The organism is Halochromatium sp. NSM3 (assembly GCF_059621085.1).
Genome location: NZ_JCAQIA010000033.1, coordinates 23,097 through 39,713, shown reverse-complemented (window position 1 = coordinate 39,713; position 16,617 = coordinate 23,097). Strand labels below are relative to the sequence as shown.

General features: G+C 64.5%; 22 protein-coding genes. 6 read left to right on the top strand and 16 right to left on the bottom strand.

What is annotated here, in order from left to right; translation table 11 throughout:
* Positions 1 to 138 precede the first annotated feature (138 nt).
* Both dnaJ and dapB read left to right on the top strand, forming a co-directional pair.
* On the top strand, positions 139 to 1,281 hold the full coding sequence (gene dnaJ / locus AC54T3_RS13455) for a molecular chaperone DnaJ (protein WP_496625502.1): 1,143 nt from the start codon (positions 139 to 141) through the stop codon (positions 1,279 to 1,281).
* A gap of 15 nt (positions 1,282 to 1,296) precedes the next feature.
* Complete coding sequence (gene dapB / locus AC54T3_RS13450; RefSeq protein ID WP_496625500.1) at positions 1,297 to 2,118, top strand: 4-hydroxy-tetrahydrodipicolinate reductase; 822 nt, start codon at positions 1,297 to 1,299, stop codon at positions 2,116 to 2,118.
* On the opposite strand, the gene AC54T3_RS13445 is transcribed toward dapB, so the two are convergent.
* The 3 genes from AC54T3_RS13445 to AC54T3_RS13435 form a co-directional block, all read right to left on the bottom strand.
* Positions 2,106 to 3,089, bottom strand: a complete 984-nt coding sequence (locus AC54T3_RS13445; RefSeq protein ID WP_496625498.1) for a serine hydrolase — start codon at positions 3,087 to 3,089, stop codon at positions 2,106 to 2,108. The two genes, dapB and AC54T3_RS13445, sit on opposite strands and share 13 nt — an antisense overlap.
* Before the next feature lie 223 nt (positions 3,090 to 3,312).
* Complete coding sequence (locus tag AC54T3_RS13440) at positions 3,313 to 3,624, bottom strand: polyhydroxyalkanoic acid system family protein (RefSeq protein WP_496625496.1); 312 nt, start codon at positions 3,622 to 3,624, stop codon at positions 3,313 to 3,315.
* Positions 3,625 to 3,654: 30 nt separating this feature from the next.
* A complete protein-coding gene (locus AC54T3_RS13435) occupies positions 3,655 to 4,383 on the bottom strand; it encodes a transposase (protein ID WP_496625494.1) in 729 nt (242 codons plus the stop codon).
* Between the two features lie 133 nt (positions 4,384 to 4,516).
* On the opposite strand from AC54T3_RS13435, the gene prfB reads away from it, so the two are divergent.
* The 4 genes from prfB to AC54T3_RS13415 all read left to right on the top strand — a co-directional run bounded on the left by prfB (position 4,517) and on the right by AC54T3_RS13415 (position 8,757).
* A protein-coding gene (prfB, locus tag AC54T3_RS13430; protein WP_496625492.1) for a peptide chain release factor 2 occupies positions 4,517 to 5,615 on the top strand; the annotation gives its coding sequence in 2 pieces (ribosomal slippage) (positions 4,517 to 4,591 and positions 4,593 to 5,615; 1,098 coding nt in all).
* Between the two features lie 93 nt (positions 5,616 to 5,708).
* Entirely contained in the window at positions 5,709 to 7,271 is a 1,563-nt protein-coding gene (gene lysS, locus AC54T3_RS13425) for a lysine--tRNA ligase (protein WP_496625490.1), read from the top strand.
* A gap of 9 nt (positions 7,272 to 7,280) precedes the next feature.
* A complete protein-coding gene (locus AC54T3_RS13420; RefSeq protein ID WP_496625488.1) occupies positions 7,281 to 8,060 on the top strand; it encodes a phosphate-starvation-inducible PsiE family protein in 780 nt (259 codons plus the stop codon).
* 61 nt (positions 8,061 to 8,121) lie between these two features.
* A complete protein-coding gene (locus AC54T3_RS13415; protein WP_496625487.1) occupies positions 8,122 to 8,757 on the top strand; it encodes a TVP38/TMEM64 family protein in 636 nt (211 codons plus the stop codon).
* A gap of 10 nt (positions 8,758 to 8,767) precedes the next feature.
* On the opposite strand, the gene AC54T3_RS13410 is transcribed toward AC54T3_RS13415, so the two are convergent.
* The 13 genes from AC54T3_RS13410 to AC54T3_RS13350 all read right to left on the bottom strand — a co-directional run bounded on the left by AC54T3_RS13410 (position 8,768) and on the right by AC54T3_RS13350 (position 16,615).
* Positions 8,768 to 9,046 (bottom strand): type II toxin-antitoxin system VapC family toxin, encoded by a 279-nt coding sequence (locus tag AC54T3_RS13410; RefSeq protein ID WP_496625485.1) that lies wholly within the window; start codon positions 9,044 to 9,046, stop codon positions 8,768 to 8,770.
* Positions 9,047 to 9,058: 12 nt separating this feature from the next.
* On the bottom strand, positions 9,059 to 9,307 hold the full coding sequence (locus AC54T3_RS13405; protein WP_496625483.1) for a type II toxin-antitoxin system Phd/YefM family antitoxin: 249 nt from the start codon (positions 9,305 to 9,307) through the stop codon (positions 9,059 to 9,061).
* Positions 9,308 to 9,465: 158 nt separating this feature from the next.
* Complete coding sequence (locus tag AC54T3_RS13400) at positions 9,466 to 10,278, bottom strand: ParA family protein (protein ID WP_496625481.1); 813 nt, start codon at positions 10,276 to 10,278, stop codon at positions 9,466 to 9,468.
* Positions 10,275 to 10,646: a response regulator gene (locus AC54T3_RS13395; protein ID WP_496625480.1), complete on the bottom strand. Its 372-nt coding sequence runs from the start codon at positions 10,644 to 10,646 to the stop codon at positions 10,275 to 10,277. Before AC54T3_RS13395 ends, AC54T3_RS13400 begins: the two co-directional genes overlap by 4 nt.
* On the bottom strand, positions 10,624 to 11,901 hold the full coding sequence (locus AC54T3_RS13390; RefSeq protein ID WP_496625478.1) for a sensor histidine kinase: 1,278 nt from the start codon (positions 11,899 to 11,901) through the stop codon (positions 10,624 to 10,626). The genes AC54T3_RS13395 and AC54T3_RS13390 overlap by 23 nt, the downstream gene beginning before the upstream one ends.
* Positions 11,894 to 12,484 carry a SpoIIE family protein phosphatase gene (locus AC54T3_RS13385; protein WP_496625477.1) on the bottom strand — a complete coding sequence of 197 codons (591 nt, stop codon included), beginning with the start codon at positions 12,482 to 12,484 and terminating at the stop codon, positions 11,894 to 11,896. The genes AC54T3_RS13390 and AC54T3_RS13385 overlap by 8 nt, the downstream gene beginning before the upstream one ends.
* Positions 12,481 to 12,981, bottom strand: coding sequence for an anti-sigma regulatory factor (locus tag AC54T3_RS13380; protein ID WP_496625475.1), 501 nt, complete (start codon positions 12,979 to 12,981; stop codon positions 12,481 to 12,483). Before AC54T3_RS13380 ends, AC54T3_RS13385 begins: the two co-directional genes overlap by 4 nt.
* A gap of 1 nt (position 12,982) precedes the next feature.
* Complete coding sequence (locus tag AC54T3_RS13375; RefSeq protein ID WP_496625474.1) at positions 12,983 to 13,393, bottom strand: anti-sigma regulatory factor; 411 nt, start codon at positions 13,391 to 13,393, stop codon at positions 12,983 to 12,985.
* Positions 13,386 to 13,778 (bottom strand): STAS domain-containing protein, encoded by a 393-nt coding sequence (locus AC54T3_RS13370; protein WP_496625473.1) that lies wholly within the window; start codon positions 13,776 to 13,778, stop codon positions 13,386 to 13,388. The genes AC54T3_RS13375 and AC54T3_RS13370 overlap by 8 nt, the downstream gene beginning before the upstream one ends.
* Positions 13,775 to 14,653 (bottom strand): STAS domain-containing protein, encoded by an 879-nt coding sequence (locus AC54T3_RS13365; protein ID WP_496625471.1) that lies wholly within the window; start codon positions 14,651 to 14,653, stop codon positions 13,775 to 13,777. The genes AC54T3_RS13370 and AC54T3_RS13365 overlap by 4 nt, the downstream gene beginning before the upstream one ends.
* Positions 14,654 to 14,699: 46 nt before the next feature.
* Positions 14,700 to 16,007, bottom strand: a complete 1,308-nt coding sequence (locus AC54T3_RS13360) for a methyl-accepting chemotaxis protein (protein ID WP_496625469.1) — start codon at positions 16,005 to 16,007, stop codon at positions 14,700 to 14,702.
* The gene (locus tag AC54T3_RS13355; RefSeq protein ID WP_496625467.1) at positions 16,000 to 16,374 is read right to left on the bottom strand and encodes a response regulator; all 375 of its coding nucleotides are present in this window, start codon (positions 16,372 to 16,374) and stop codon (positions 16,000 to 16,002) included. The genes AC54T3_RS13360 and AC54T3_RS13355 overlap by 8 nt, the downstream gene beginning before the upstream one ends.
* Entirely contained in the window at positions 16,367 to 16,615 is a 249-nt protein-coding gene (locus AC54T3_RS13350) for a hypothetical protein (protein ID WP_496625466.1), read from the bottom strand. The genes AC54T3_RS13355 and AC54T3_RS13350 overlap by 8 nt, the downstream gene beginning before the upstream one ends.
* Positions 16,616 to 16,617: the final 2 nt, after the last annotated feature.

Here is a 16,617-nt window from a genome sequence, read left to right as displayed (position 1 = left end):
CCACTGCCCCAAATCATGCCGCGTGGGCCTTGGCGCCGGCCCGGGGTCGGGGGGGGGGCATGGGCCCACGCGCCGTTTCGTTTTCGATCGCCCCCGCGATCTGGATTTCTGTTTCCCAACGACTGACCGATTACGCGAATGTCCCAGCGCGATTACTACGACGTCCTCGGCCTGAGCCGAAATGCCAGCGAGCAGGACATCAAGAAGGCGTTTCGGCGTCTCGCCATGAAATACCATCCGGATCGCAACCCGGATGATGCCGAAGCGCTTGCCAAGTTTAAGGAGGCCAAGGAGGCACACGACGTCCTGACCGATGCCCGCAAACGCAGCGCCTACGACCAGTTCGGCCATGCCGGCGTCAGTGGTCAAGGCGGTTTCGGGGGTGGCGGGGGTCCGAGTGACTTCGCCGGCGGTGGCTTCTCCGATATCTTTGGGGATGTCTTCGGCGACATCTTCGGCGGCCGTGGCGGTGGTGGCCGGCGCACCGCGCGCGGCGCCGATCTGCGCTACGACCTGTCGCTGACCCTGGAGGAGGCCGTCACCGGCAAGGATGTCAAGATCCGTATCCCGACCAGGGTTGAATGCCATCACTGCGGCGGCAGCGGTGCCAAGCCCGGCACCAGCCCGAAGGACTGTCCCACCTGTCAAGGCATGGGGCAGGTGCGCATGCAGCAGGGGTTCTTCTCGATCCAGCAGGCCTGTCCCGAGTGTCGTGGGACCGGCAAGGTGGTCGAGGAGCCCTGTCGGCATTGCCGTGGCGTCGGCCGCTTGAAGGAAGAGAAGACCCTCTCGGTCAAGGTGCCTGCGGGTGTCGATACCGGGGACCGTATCCGCCTCGCCGGCGAGGGCGAGCCGAGCGAGCATGGCGGCATGGCGGGCGATCTCTACGTGCAGGTCGTCGTCGAAGAGCATCCGATCTTCAAGCGCGAGGACAGCCATCTGTTCTGCGAGGTGCCGATCAGTGTCGTCACCGCTGCGCTCGGGGGCGAGATCGAGGTACCGACGCTCAATAGCAAGGTCGTGCTCAAGGTGCCGGCCGGGACGCAAACCGGTAAGCTATTTCGCATGCGCGGCAAGGGCGTGAAGCCGGTGCGTGGTGGGCCGGTGGGCGATCTGCTCTGTCGCGTGATCGTCGAGATCCCGGTGAATCTGACCGAGCGCCAGAAGGAACTCCTGCGCGAGTTCGAGGAGAGCGTCAGCGCCGGCGGCAAGCACCACAGCCCGCAGTCGAGTTCCTGGCTCGACGGGGTCAAGCACTTTTTCGAGAAGATGGGGCTCTAGCCCGGGAGAAGACAGATGGAACCGATTCGTGTAGCCGTTGCCGGCGCGGGCGGTCGGATGGGTCGCACCCTGATCAGCGCGGCGCATGCGACCGACGGCCTCAGTGTCACCGCCGCGACCGAGCACTCGGATAGCACCCTGGTCGGTATCGATGCCGGTGAGCTGGCCGGTATCGGACCGATCGGCGCCCCCATCCGCCCCGACCTCGATGAGGTGCTGGCCGATTTCGACGTGCTGATCGACTTCACCACGCCGCGCGCGACCATGCACCACCTAGAACTCTGCCGCGATGCCCGCTGCCGCATGGTGATCGGCACCACCGGGCTGACGCCCGAGCAGCGCGAGGCGGTCAGTGAGGCGGCCATCGACACCGCCGTGGTGCTGGCGCCGAACATGAGCGTGGGCGTGAATCTCTGCTTCAAACTGCTGGATCTGGCAGCGCGCGTGATGGGCGATGATGCCGATATCGAGATCATCGAGGCGCATCACCGGCACAAGGTCGACGCGCCCTCCGGCACGGCGTTGCGCATGGGCGAGGTGATTGCCGATGCCCTCGGGCGCGATCTCGGCGAGGTCGCCGTTTACGGACGGCAGGGCCACACCGGCGCCCGTGAGCGCCAAACCATCGGTTTCGAGACCATTCGCGCCGGCGATACGGTGGGCGAGCACAGCGTCTGGTTCGCGGCCGATGGTGAGCGGGTCGAGATCGCGCATAAGGCGACCAACCGCATGACCTTCGCACGCGGCGCCTGCCGCGCCGCGCGCTGGATCGCCGAGCATGAGCGGGGGCAGTTCGACATGCAGGATGTGTTGGGGTTGCGTGATCAGACCAACTGATGCTGCTCGCGCATGTAGCGATAGACGAGCCCCGACACCTCGCGCATGGCGTTGCTGCGATTGGTGATCCAGGTCGTGTAATAGTTGGTGCGCTGGCTCTTTTGGATGATGCCGATGAAGGTGTAGGGCCGGGGGCGGCCACGCCGGTCGTGGCATTCGATGATGCCCATGTTGCCGCAGAGCATCGCTGTGGAGCCGCTCTTATCGTAAACGCGGATGTTGGATGGCATGCCCGCCACGCGCTTGGTGATGCGGTCGTGATTGGGGAGGGCCATCAGATCGCGCACCTCGTTGGCATACGGCATCCGGTTGTTCCAGAGTGCCCAGAGGAAACGGCTGTAGTCGTGTGCCGAGGCCAGATTGCGGTAGGTACGCCCGTTCGCGGGAATGTACTCGATGATGCTTGTCTGCTGGAAGACGCCGGGCGCATGGCGCTTGAGGATATGTTCTACATCCCTGGGCCCGTTGCCGCCGTTGTAGCGGCTGATGAGCTGCATGATCTCGGTGGTGGCCGTATTGCTACTGTCGCGGATCATGCGCGCCATCGTCTCTCGCACCGTGGCGGTGTAACGTAGCCGCGAGCCCTGCTCCTTCATGGTGTAGAAGAACGCCTGGGCGACGAAGGGCTTCAGCATGCTGGCGGCTTGGCGCGGGGTGTCCTCATTGATGGACACCAGCTTCTTGGCCCGAGTGAAATCATAGATCGACCAAGAGGTCTGCTCGTCGGCACGAATCAGCCCTTGCGCGCGCTGGCGTTTGACGAGACTGACGAGCTGGCGCTGCAGGCTCGATCCTTGCGCGGCTTCGCTCGGCATGGAGATGCCGCACAGCAAGGCGGCGGCGGCACCGCCCATGTTGGCGATGAAGTCGCGGCGATCGATGTGCCGTCGTCCCCCGCTGCGATCATCGCAAGCGTCACGATCGTCTTCGTGATGGGATCCCCAAAGCCCGGCGTCTTCTCGACCGCTCATCGCACAGCCTCGATGCGTGTTAAGCCTGTTTCTTGAAACTGCTGGTGCCTGCGCCTGGAATCAGGCGCGGCCCCCGCACCAGCACCCCCTGTCGTCCTCAGGATAGACCGGGCGGCGCATAAAAACAAGACGAGTCTGATGAAAATTGGCTTTTCAGTCAGTGTGATCGAGCCCCTTTCTCGACGACGCCTCATGTTTTGCGAGCGGCTCGATCAGGACTCAATCAGGACGTGGGCAACGGATGATCGGCATCGTAACGGGCCAGGGTCTCGTCGATCTTGCGCGTCAGGCGCTCTTGGATCTCCGCCTTCATCGGGCTCAACAGCAGCCCGAGGTCGATCCAGATATCCATGGAGTCATCGGCGATCGCGATCAGGCCGCCGCCGATCCCGGCGCGCTTGAAATGGAGCACATCACCCTGCCAGTGATACTCGGCGCCGTACTCGTCGTGCACCCGAGCGGCAATACGCTCGACCTCGGCCCGGGCCGCGGCAAGGCCAAGGCGGTGCGAGCGAGCAACGTGGATCTTCGACATGGAGCTGTCCATTATCTGGCGAATGTCCCGCTAGTGTAAGGTGACCGCTTGCTGCAATGCACGGCGATAGGCCGCCGAGCGCCGATCACCGCCGCGTGGGCGCGGTCGCGCGCGCCGATTGAGCTTGTCCTCGATGGCCTGGCAGAAGTGCTCGTCACCCAGCACCCAGGCCTTGTTGGTGTAGGCCCTGATATGGGCGATCAGTTCCTGGCTCAAACCGGCGTCGAATTGCGCGCGGTAAGCCCGTTGGCGTTCCGCGTCACTGGCACCGAGGGCGCGGTAGACCGCGTGCGGGCTGATCAGCTCGTCCTCGATGCCGAGCGCGTTGGCGGCGTAACTCGACCAATCATACTCATCGGCGCGCTCGACGAACGCGGCGCGCACCGCGTTGGTCTCGATGTAGCGGCTCACCGGCAGCAGCAGGGCCTGCGGGTCGAGTAGGGTCGCCCGGTAGCGTCCTTCCCAGAGCGTTCCGCTGCGTTGATAGCGGTGGTTGATGTGCTGCACGAAATAGCGCCCGGTGTACTGCATCAGCTTGCCGATGCCATCCTCGCGCCAAGGGGTGAGGAGCAGATGAAAATGATCCGGCATCAGCACATAGGCATGGATGTCGCAATCGAACTTGGCCGCTGCGTCACCCAATCGGCCCCAGAGAAACCAGTAATCCTCCTCGTCGCGCAGGATCATCTGATGATGATTGCCACGTTGGATCACATGCTGCGGAAAACCGGGAAGAACGAAACGCGGAAGACGGGCCATGGGTAGATCACTCCCTGCAGCAAAAGGGCCTGACTTCTAGTATAGACGATCGATGGGGTATGACCATTTTTTGCCTGCGATGATGAGGCGGGCTAGGGTATCATGGCGTGTTTTTCATCCAGCGGAGACCCTCATGGAAGACATCAACCCGGTTCGCGCGCAAATCGCCGACCTCAAGGGGCGCCTCGAGCTCCTTAGGGGGTACCTTTGACGTTGCCAGCAAACAAGAGCGCCTGACCGAGGTTCTGCGCGAACTCGAGGCGCCCGAGGTTTGGTCCGACCCCGAGCGCGCCCAAGCGCTGGGGCGCGAGCGCGCCGCGCTCGAGACCGTGGTCAATAGCATCCGGGAACTCGATGATGGCCTCGCCGATGCCGACGATCTGCTGGCCATGGCCGCTGAGGAAGAGGACGTCGAGACGGTCGCGGCGGTGCTCGCCGACCTGCAAGGCTACGAGCACCGCGTTGCCGAACTCGAGTTTCGGCGCATGTTCTCCGGCGAAATGGACCCCAACAACGCCTTCATCGACATCCAGGCCGGCTCCGGCGGTACCGAGGCGCAGGACTGGGCCGAGATGCTGCTGCGCATGTACCTGCGCTGGGCCGAGGCGCACGACTTCAAGGCCGAACTCACCGAGGTTTCGCCCGGCGATGTGGCCGGGATCAAATCGGCCACGGTCTCGGTGCAGGGCGATCATGCCTTCGGTTGGCTGCGCACCGAGACCGGTGTGCATCGGCTGGTGCGCAAGTCGCCGTTCGATTCCGGCAATCGGCGCCATACCTCGTTCGCGGCGGTGTTCGTCTCGCCCGAGATCGACGATTCGTTCGAGATCGAGATAAACCCGGCCGAGCTGCGCATCGATGTCTATCGCGCCTCGGGGGCTGGCGGTCAGCACGTCAACCGCACCGAGTCCGCCGTGCGCATCACTCATCTACCCACCAACACCGTCACCCAATGCCAGAACGGCCGCTCGCAACATGCCAACAAGGATCAGGCGATGAAGCAGCTCAAGGCCAAGCTCTATGAGCTGGAGATGCAGAAGCGGCGCACCGAGCAGCAGGCACTGGAAGAGAGCAAGTCCGACATCGGTTGGGGCAGTCAGATCCGCTCCTATGTGCTAGATCAGTCGCGCATCAAGGATTTACGCACCAATATCGAGACCGGCAACACCCAGGCGGTGCTCGACGGCGGCCTTGATCCCTTCATCGAGGCGAGCCTCAAGAGCGGGCTTTGATGCCCGGCCGAGACAGGGCCTGCGGATACGCACCACCACCACGACACGCGCGGATAGGCGCCACGCATCCGCCAACCACGCCGATTGGGAACCATGAACCAGACGCAGCCGAACGACGCCGAGCCGGCCACCGAACCAGTCACCGAGCAGGGCGCCGCACCCTCGCAGCAGGACGAGAACAAGCTGATCGCCCAGCGCCGCGAGAAGCTCAACGCCATTCGCGCGCAGGGCATCGCCTTCCCGAACGATTTTCGCCGCAGCCAGGTCGCCGGCGAGTTGCATGCCCAGTATGAGGCGATGGACGGCGCCGAGCTGGAAACGCGCAACGTGCGCGCCAAACTCGCCGGCCGGCTGATGAGCCGGCGCGTGATGGGCAAGGCGAGCTTCGCCCATCTGCAGGATATGAGCGGGCGCATGCAACTGTTCGTGCAGCGGGATGTGCTTGGCACCGATGAGTACGCCTGGTTCAAGAAGGAGCTGGATATCGGCGATATCATCGGCGTCTCCGGCCAGGTGTTCCGCACCAAGACCGGCGAGCTGTCGCTCAAGGTCGATCGGTTGCGGCTGCTGACCAAGTCCCTGCGGCCGCTGCCGGAGAAATGGCACGGGCTCGCCGATACCGAGAGCCGCTATCGCCAGCGTTACCTCGACCTGATCATGAACGAGGCCACGCGCGAGACCTTCCAGGTGCGCACGCGGTTGGTGCAAGGCATCCGCGACTATCTCAATGAGCGCGCCTTCCTCGAGGTTGAGACGCCGATGATGCAGGCGATCCCGGGCGGCGCGGTCGCGCGGCCCTTCGTCACCCATCACAACGCGCTCGATATGCAGCTGTTCCTGCGCATCGCGCCCGAACTCTACCTCAAGCGCTTGGTGGTCGGCGGCTTCGAGCGCGTCTACGAGATCAACCGTAACTTCCGCAACGAGGGGCTGTCGACGCGGCATAACCCCGAGTTCACCATGCTCGAGCTGTATCAGGCCTACGCCGATTACCGCGACCTGATGGACCTGACCGAGGATCTCCTGCGCACGCTCGCCGAGCGGGTGCTCGGTACCACCCAGATCGCGTATCAGGGCGAGACCTACGACTTCTCGCAGCCATTCCAACGCCTGAGCGTGCGCGAATCTATCCTGCACTTCAACCCGGACCTGAGCGATGCGGATCTCGACTCGCTGGAACGCGCGCGCGCGGTGGCCGAGCGCCTTGGCATCCATTGCAAGGACAGCGCCGGCCTGGGCAAAGTGCAGATCGAGATCTTCGAGAAGACCGTCGAGAGTCGGCTGATGCAGCCGACCTTCATCACCGCCTATCCGACCGAGGTCTCGCCGCTGGCGCGCCAAAGCGATGAGGATCCCTTCGTCACCGATCGTTTCGAGTTCTTCGTCGGCGGGCGCGAGATCGCCAACGGCTTTTCCGAGCTGAATGATCCCGAGGATCAGGCCGAGCGTTTCCGCAAGCAGGTCGCCGACAAAGACGCCGGCGATCTGGAGGCGATGCACTTCGATGCCGACTACATCCGCGCGCTCGAGCACGGCCTGCCGCCGACCGCCGGTGAAGGCATCGGCATCGATCGTTTGGTGATGCTGTTCACCGATGCGCCTTCGATTCGCGACGTGCTGCTGTTCCCGCACATGCGCGCGCAGGATGAGCGCTGAGCATCGATCATGAGCGCCACGCGATTCGACCTCGAATTTGCCGGCGAGCTGACGCCCGGCACCGATCCGGGCCAAGCCCGCGCGCGCGTCAAGCGCCTGTTCACGCTCTCCGACGAGGCCGTCGCCCAGCTCTTCAGCGGCACGCCGGTGACGGTCAAGCGCGGGATCGATAGCGCGCTCGCGTCCCGATTGCACGCGGCCTTCGCCCAAGCCGGCGCGCTGGTGCGCATCATCCCCGCAGGCGGCGAGGGGGTGGTGTCAGCAGCGAGCGATCAGCACGAGGGCGTATCCGCAGCCGAGCTGCCGGGGCTGGATCCGTTTGGCATTGCCAAGCCCAAGCATCGCCATCCGATCTTGCATGCGCTCTTCCATTACTTCGAGCGCAGTCTCGCGTTCGTGCTGCTGCTGTTGATCGCCGGCGTCTCGGTGATCGCGCTGGTCGAACTCTGCTTCATCCTCTACCAAGACCTGTTCAGCACCGATGGTTTCATGCTCGGGCTCGAGGAGCTGTTCGAGGTCTTCGGCATGTTCCTCATCGTGCTGATCGCCGTCGAGCTGATGGCCAGCATCTACATGTACATGGTCGATAAGTCCGTGCATGTGGAGATGATGCTGTTGATCGCCATCACCGCGCTCGCGCGCAAGGTCGTCGTGCTCGACCTCGAGGGCAAGGGCGATCCGGCCATGTATATGATTGGCATGGCGGCGCTGCTGGCAACGCTGATCGGTGGCTACTACCTGATGAAACGTCTCGACACCTCGGTGTATCGGCGCAAATCCGGCAAGTGATGTTGGCCTCGATCGCCACTGGCGCTGGTGCCCGCAGCGTCGCGTGTTCTGGGGCGCGGACATGAAGCGCTCCCTGCTCGGTGCCGTGCTGCTGGGCGGCGCGCTGCTGATCGCGTTCTCGCTGGCGCTGTGGCTGTCCTGGAACTATGAGCACATCCTCGACTGGAAGCGCGAGGCCGATCCGCTGTCGTTCTTCCTGCTGATGGCCGTGCTACCGGCGCTCGGCTTCCCGATCACGCCGCTGTTCGTGCTCGCCGGCGCCGTGTTCGGTACCGCCCTCGGGCTGCTCGGTTCGCTCCTGGCCTTGGCCGCGAACCTCGTGCTCTGCCACTGGATCGCCCACAGCGGACTGCGCCCGCATCTGGAGCGCCTGCTGGCGCGCACGCGCTACCGCTTGCCCTCGTTCGATGACCGTCGACGCAGCGCCCTGCGCTTCACGCTGTTGCTGCGGATCACGCCTGGCGTGCCGCTGTTCATCAAGAATTATCTGCTCGGGTTTTCGGGCATCCCGCTGAAGCTGCACTTTCGCGTGTCGATGCTGCTGACCGGGGCCTATGGGGCGGGCTTCGTGCTGCTCGGTGAGTCCATGTTCGAGCGCAATCTCGCCGCAGCGATCATCGGCCTGGTGATCCTGGTCGTCATCTCGCTCGCGGTGCTATTGCTCAGGCGGCTGCTGCGGGCAGATGAGCCGAGTTGAGGCTGGGATGCTAGATCTTGATGATGGTGTCGCTGTAGCAAGACACCGAGGGATCGTGCGTCATCAGCCGCATCGGTTCGACCAGCGCTTGGGCCACGAGCAGGCGATCGAAAGGGTCTTGGTGGTGCGCGGGCAGCGCTTCGACCGCCGCTGCATGCTCGGCCTCGATGGCCAGGAGGCGATAACCAGACGCGCGGAAGTAGTCGATGGCCTCCTGACTCGATACGGGCATGTCGCCCCAGCCCAGCGCGTACTTGATGGCAATTTCCCACACGCTAGCGACACTCACCCAGCAGCAGGTTCACATCGGTTCCTCACCCAGGAATAGCCGAGCTACCTCCGCGTTATGGGTGTCAATATTCTCTGGCACCTCGAATTTGCCTTTGGCGACGCCGAGACGCGGGCCGATCGGACCGGTATCCAGCGGCACCAACTTGGCGGCGGGACGGCCATTACGGGCGATGATGATTTCGCGTTCCCGTCCTTGCTCGATGGCTTCCACTAAGCGGGATAGAGAGGATTTGGCTTGCAGCATGTTGATGGCTTGCATCCGTCGTACGCGAGAAATCGACCCCGCGTCCTCCGTTGAGGTGAGTTGATGGATGAGGCCTGTGATCTAGACCAAGCATATTTTAGTCTAGTCTGGTCTAGCTAGCCCCACCTCACTGCCGTAAGCCATAGTGGCAACGCTGCTATACCAGGTGAGATTCACATGCGTGTCCGCAGACAGGTCGTGATCGTCTCAAAGGCCGCCTGATAATCCTGCTGGCCGCGGCTGCGCGGGGCATAGACGCGCACCGGCTGACCCGCAGCGAAGGCCTCGGCAAGCTTGATGTCATTGCGGATGCCGCCCAAGACCCGCTGTTCGCCGAATTGCTCCGCCACCTGAGCGCGGATGGCTCGGTGTTGTCCGATCCGCGTATCGAGCATCACCGGCAGCACCCCGAGCAGGCGCAGGCCGGTATTGCCGCCCATCGCGGCCTGGAAGAACACGCGTGAGAGCTGCTTCACGCCTTCGCCGGCCAGCGGATGCGGGACGAACGGGATGATCGCCCAATGCGCGGCTGAGAGGGCGTTGAACAGCAGATGATCGAGCGAGGGCGGCGAGTCGATGAGGATCTGATCGTAGCGCTCGGCGATGGCCGGCTCGGCGAGGGCGCGGGCCAGGATTTGGTCGTCATCGCCGATACGGCTGTGGCGAAAGTCGGTACTGGCGGGCACTAGGTCCAGCCCTTCCCAGGCCGTTGCGCAGCAGAGTTCGGCCAGGGTGGGCGGCGCTTCGGCGAAGAGATGATGCGCGCTGAGCTGCCCCGGCGTTGGGCGCAGGCCCAGGCCGAGGGCGCAGTGGCCCTGGGTGTCCAGATCGATCAGTAAGGTGCGTTGACCGGCCGCAGCGAAGGCAGCGGCCAGGTTGACGGCCGTGGTGGTCTTGCCGGTGCCGCCCTTGCGGTTGGTCACCGCCAACACGCTGGGGGGCGCGTTGGGGGGCACGCCGGGGCCGGCCGTCTTGGTTGGCGTCATCCTGGTAGCACGTCCGCGAGCGCCTGGCGCAAGCGCTCGCGCGTGAACGGCTTCGGCAGGGTCGCATTCACGCCCATCAGCGCCGCCGATTCCAGGTTGAACTCCAGGCTGATGGCGCGCCGCCCGCCGGACATGGCGATGATCGGAATGCCGCGCTGCTGCTGATTGAGGGCGGTAATCAGCTCGATGCCATCGCCATCCGGCATCAGGATATCGGTCATGATCAGGTCGGGGGATGTCGATTCCAGCCGCGCCAGGGCCTCGGTGCCGTTGCTGGCGGTGAGCACCTGATGGCCCTCCTTGCGCAGCATGGCCTCGAGCATGGTGCGGAACAGTTCGTCGTCATCAACAATCAGGATCGTCGTCATGGTCATCGTTTTCCGTCGCTGGGCCCGGCGCCTCGCGGGCATGCGCCTCGTGCGTTGCCGGTGCGCGTGCCCCTGGCGCTTGCGCTCCCGCTCCCGCTTCGAGCACGCCGGGTTCGAGTGTCCCGGTGAGCGCCGGCAGATCGATACGGAAGCGGGTGCCGAGGCCGGGGGTGCTCTCCAGGCTGATGGTACCGCCCATGCTGGTCACCAGGCCATGGATGACCGAGAGGCCGAGGCCGGTGCCCTTGCCGGGCGCCTTGGTGGTGAAGAAGGGGTCGAAGATGCGAGCGCGCGTCTCGGCGGTCATGCCTTCGCCGTTGTCGGCGACGCTCAAGCGGACTCGAGCCTTGGGGGCGTCGTTCGGAGAGTCGGTCCAGTGCTCGTTCAGGTGCTCGTTCAGGTGCTCGTTCAGGTGCTCGCTCCGGGCGGTGTCCATCAGCGTCTCGATGCCAACCTGCTCGATGCCCACCTGGATGCGGCCATCGCGCACCTGGATGGCGTCAGCGGCATTGATGCAGAGATTCATGATGATCTGCTGGATCTGGCTCGCATCGGCCATGACCCAGGCCTGCGGCACTGCGGCCTCGAGTACGAGGCGAATGCTGACCGGCAGGGTCGCGCGCAGCAACTCCAGGGTCTCCTCGGCCACCGGCACCACATCGACCGGTTCCCGCACCTCCGGCATGTCGCGGGCAAAGGTCAGCAGACGCGCGGTGAGATCGCGCGCCCGAAAGCTCGATTGTAGGATGTGCTGCAGGTATTGGCTGCCGGGCGCGGACTCGACTTCATCGGTGAGTAACTCGGTGAAGCCGATGATGCTGCCGAGGATGTTGTTGAACTCATGCGCCACGCCAGCGGCCAGGGTGCCGATCGATTCCAGGCGCCGCAGTTGATCGATGCGGGCGTTGAGGATGGCGTTGGTGCGATGCTCGAGCTGTTCGCGGAAGCTTAGGCTGTAGGCCATGTAGGCTTCCATCAACGGCGCCGTGATCCGGTGTGCGACGCTCGGCAGGGTCAGTTGCGGATGCGCCTGGGCGAGTGCGACGAGGGCGTCGTGATGGATCTCGCTGACCTCTTCGAGCGGGATCTCGGCGCGCATCATCTCGCGGCCAAGTTCGGCGGCCTCGGCGAGGGCGGTCTCGACCACCAGCGGATCATCGCCGAGCACGGCCCGGTGCAGCAGCCGCGCGTAGCGAACCGCGAGGCTGTCCGGCTCAGCTTGGGCCGGTGCGTCTTGGCCGGGGGCGTCAGGCATGCCGGTAGAGCAGGAGGGAGGCATCGTCGTGCGTGCTCGCCCAGCGCTCGAGCAGGGCCTGCGCGGTAGCCGGGGTGGGCTCGGCGCCGTGCAGGGCGTCGGCGATCTGGGCGCCTTCACTGATGCCATCGGAGAACATCACCAGCCAGTCTCCAGGTTGAAAGTCGTGCTGTTCCAGGTAGAGGTCGCGGAAGTGCGCGCCGACGATGCCGCGCGCCGCGCCCAGCCGCGTGACCTGGCCCTGGCGCAGCAACAGCGAGCGGATGTTGCCGACTGCGGCATGCGTTAAACGATGTGCTTGGAGATCGAGATCGGCTATCGCTAATGCCACGCCACGGGTGTGGAGCAGTTGCTCATCGCAGCGTTGAAAGCGGGCGTCGATGGGCAATTGGTGCAGATCGCCGAGTATCCGCATCGCGCTAGCGGCGGCCTGATGCGCGCCTGGGCCATGCCCGAGGCCATCGGCTAAGGCGAGCTGGAGCGGCTGCCCAGCCTGCGACCAGACGCCGATCTGATCGCCACAGACGGATTCGCCGGGCATGGGACGCAAGGCCAAGCCCAGATTGGCGGGCGTGCTGCTCATGGTTCTGTCCGTGCGGGCACTAGCCGTCCGGGTTCTGTTCGTTCGTGCGCTGTCGGTGCTGGCTGGCACCATTTGACGGCGCGAATGCACGTGCCCTGGCGCGCCGAGGAGTCGATACTGAACTCGTCCATCAGGCGACTGGCACCGGGCAAGCCACAGCCGAGACGCGCGCCGGTGCTGAAGCCCTCGGTCATCGCCAACGCCAGATCCGGGATGCCGGGGCCTTGATCCTCGACCCGGAGTTCGACCCCGATATGGGACGCCCGCGCGGGGTCTTCGATGACGCGCAGGCACACCGTGCCACCACCGGCGTAGACGGCCAGATTGGTCGCCAGCTCCGAGGTCGCGGTGGCCAGATGATAGGCCCGCGCCTGGCCGAAGCCGAGGCGCTCGGCGAGCTGGCGCGCGCCGCGCGCAACCGCCATCACATCGGCTTCGGTCCGGATCGAGAAGCGACGGCTGCCGCAAACCTCGGTCGGCGCGGGAAGCTCAGTCATCTCAACGGGCTTTGCGGATGCGGATGACAACACGGGTGAGTCCCGGCTCGGAGCTGATCTGGAAATGGTCGACCAGGCGGCGGGTGCCGGGGAGACCGGCACCGAGGCCGCCACTGGTGCTGAAGCCATCGGCCAGCGCCAGGGCCAGATCGGGGATGCCGGGGCCATGATCCTCGACGCTGACCTGGATGCTGCAGCCGTCGGCATCGTTTTGGTCCTCGATCAGGCAACTGCCCTCGCCGGCGTATTGGATGACGTTGCGGGTGAGTTCCGAGACCGCTGTGGCGAGTCGGGTCTGATAGGCGCGCCCGAAGCCGAGCCGTGCGCTGTGCTCGCGCGCGGCATGGCGCGCGGTGACGATATCGTTATGGGTACGGATGGCGATACGCTCGGCGGGCGTTGGCTCATTCATCCTCGTCACCGGCGAAGCGAATGTCACCTCGACTGGCGATGCGCGCCTTGAGCTGTTCCAGGCCCTGATCCAGGTTGAAGGTGCAGTCCGCGCCGATCAGGTCGCGCCCCATCTCGATCAGGGTCATGGCAACGAAGGGTTGCACCCCGCAGATCACCACCTCGGCGCCGAGCAGGCGCACCATGCTGGCGGTGTCGTTGATGACGCGGGCCATATAGGAGTCGACCACGTCCAGCGCGGTGATGTCGACGGCGACACCGAGGGCCTCGATCTCGGCGACCTCGTTGACCAGGTCCGACTGGAACTCCATGGCCTCGGTATCGGTGAGATCCTCCTGGATGGAGGCCAGGAGGATGCGCCCGAGTCGCAGGATCGGGATCTTCATCGCGTGCCAGCCTCCATCGCCGAGATGCGCTTACCGGTGATCAGCAGCGCCTCGGCGATGCCGGCGCGCAGGCTGGCGCGCGAGATCACATCGCCGAAGCGGATGCCGAGCTTGGTCAGCGTCTGCGCGCCCTCCGGGCTGATGCCGGTGAGTACCACCCGGCTGCCGAGCAGGCGCGCGGCATCGATGGTCTTCATGATGTGCTGGGCGACACTGGTGTCGATGATCGGCACGCCGGTCAGGTCGATGACCGTCACTCGCGCCTCATACTTGGCGATGGCCTCGAGCAGATGGTCGGTGATCTGGCGCGCGCGGCCGGTATCGATGACGCCGACCAGCGGCAGCAACAGGATCTGATGCCAGAGCCGCAGCACCGGTGTCGACAGCTCCATGATCGACAGACTCTGCTCGGAGATATAGCGATCGCGCTGGGCGAGGGTATGCTCCAAGGTCTGGCGCGCGATCCATTCGAAGCACTGATCGAGCCAGAGGATGCCGCGATCCGGCGGCTCTTGGGCCTCCACCGCCTCGACGGCGAGCAGCGCCTTGAGCAACAGATGCTTGAGATGCAGCAGGAAGCCAAGGGTATCGGAGAGGTTGCGCTGCAGGCGCGCCTGCTCGGCGATCAGGTGTTGCAGCTGTGTGTCCAGCGTTGCCTGCTGTTCGCTGTGGTCGCTTGGCAGCGGCGCTTGTTGGGCGGGCTCCTGGCCGAGCTGCGCGATGATCGCCCAGAAGAGCGCGCGTAGGGGCTCCATCAGCTCGGGATGCGCGGGGTTGAAGCTGGCGTCGGAAGCGGCTTTGGACAGGTCGTGCAACCAGTGATTGAGCAGGTCGTCTTGCTGTCTGCGTAGGACCTGTGAGAGGGGCGACGTCATGATGGAGGGTCCAGATGAAGGCGGTTGAACGGCGCGGTCGGCGTCATCAGAACAGCTCAATGCGCGGGCCGGTGTCGGTCTCGGCGTCTGCGGTGACGTAATCCGGGTGGCCGTGCATGGACTCATTGAGCAGATACTGTTCCAGCAACTGCTGCAATGCCTGCGACAGTTGCGTCAGTTCTTCGTCGGCTTCGCTGCCAACCTGGACGTCGGAGAGGGCGTCCCATTGGGCAAAGGCCGCATAGAGTTCCTGGCGTTGCGTCAGCGTGTCCTTGATCCGGTTCAGGCGCTGACTCTCGACATCCTGATATTGCAAGAGCCCGAGCATGTCGGCGATCTGCTCGGCGAGTTCGGTATTGTGTTTGGTCACCACCGCAAACAGCGTCTTGTAGAACTGACGCATGTCCTCGTAGCTATGCTGCAATTTCTCGAAGGCCACAGCGACCTGGTTGGCCTGTTCGAGTCCATCGCTGGCGTTGGTCAGATCGCTCTCGCTCAGGCTTTGTTGCACCGCGCCTAGGGCCTGGTCGAGACCGGATTCGATGGTCCTCGCGGCCTCGGCGGAGCGGTTGGCCAGCGAGCGTACCTCGGCGGCGACCACGGCGAAACCGCGCCCGGCCTCGCCGGCGCGCGCGGCTTCGATGGCGGCATTGATCGACAGCATATTGGTCTGCTGACTGATGGACTTGATCGATCCGGCCAGCCCCTCGAGATGCTTGATCTCGGCGAGGATGTTTTCGACCGCTTGGTTGTTGTGGCGAATCTTGTCGGGCAGCTCCTGGACGAAACCGGCGATCTTGTTCATCTCCTCCACGCCCTGGCGGATATCCGTCGCCATATCACTGGCATTGGTGTCGGAATGCTGCAGGTAATCGAGCAGCCCGTGCGCGGAGCTGTTCAACTGCTCGACCCGCGTGATGAGCGTCAGGGTGGAGGATTCGCCCTCGCGTACCGAGAGTTCAAGATACTCCTGCAAGGCCTGATCGATGTCGGCGCTGGCGCTCAGCGTCTGCTGGGTGCGGTCGAGATGATGCCCGACCCGCTCCCGCTCACGCTCGAGGATGCCGACGCTGGCGCGAAACACCAACACGGCGGCGAGCGCATGGGTCACCAGCAGCAAGCCGGCAACCGTGATGGCAAGCGCGGCCGCCTCGCTGATGTTGAGCGTCCGCGCGAGCGGCTGCAGCCACGGCTGACCCAGGTAGAACAAGACGGCGAGCAGGAGCGCGCCGAGCCCGATGGCGGCCGCCGTGATGTGGTGCAGCCGGCGCAAGTGCTGTGCGCGTGGCGCGTCCTCGGGGAGGTCGATGGCGGCCGCAGCGTCGCGCAGCCTGCGCAACAGCCGTTCACGCACCCGGCAGAACCTGCTTGATGACCTTGACCAGATCCGCACCTCTGGTCGGCTTGAGCAGCCAGCCGGTGGCGCCGAGCTTCTTGGCCTCGTCGCGCTTGGCCTGCTGGCTCTCGGTGGTCAGCGCCAGGATCGGGATGAAGCGCATGCCGGGCAGGGCGCGCGCCTTGCCGATGAACTCGATGCCGCCCATGTTCGGCATATTGATATCCGTGATGATGAGATCAGGCTTGATGCCGCTCTTGAGCTTGTCGATGGCCTGGACACCATCGTTGGCGGTTTCGACCTTGAAGCCGGCGATCTCCAGGCTGGCCTTCAGGCTCATGACCATGGTGGCGGCATCATCGACCACGAGAATGGTCTTAGGCATGGTTGGACTCCGTTTCATCGAATGCGATTTTGAGCCAATCCGCGAGTGCAGGATCATCCGGCCAGGATGCGATGGTTGGCCGCAGCGCCATCAGCACCTGCAGATTGGCGGCGTGTAGATGGTTGCAGGCGCTGAGGTCGAGCTGCCCATCGCGATGTTCGAGCAGCCACTCCAGTAGGGGTTCGGCCTCCTCGACGTTCAGGATGTCGCTGATTACGAGGGTGTTTTCATGGATGTCCATGC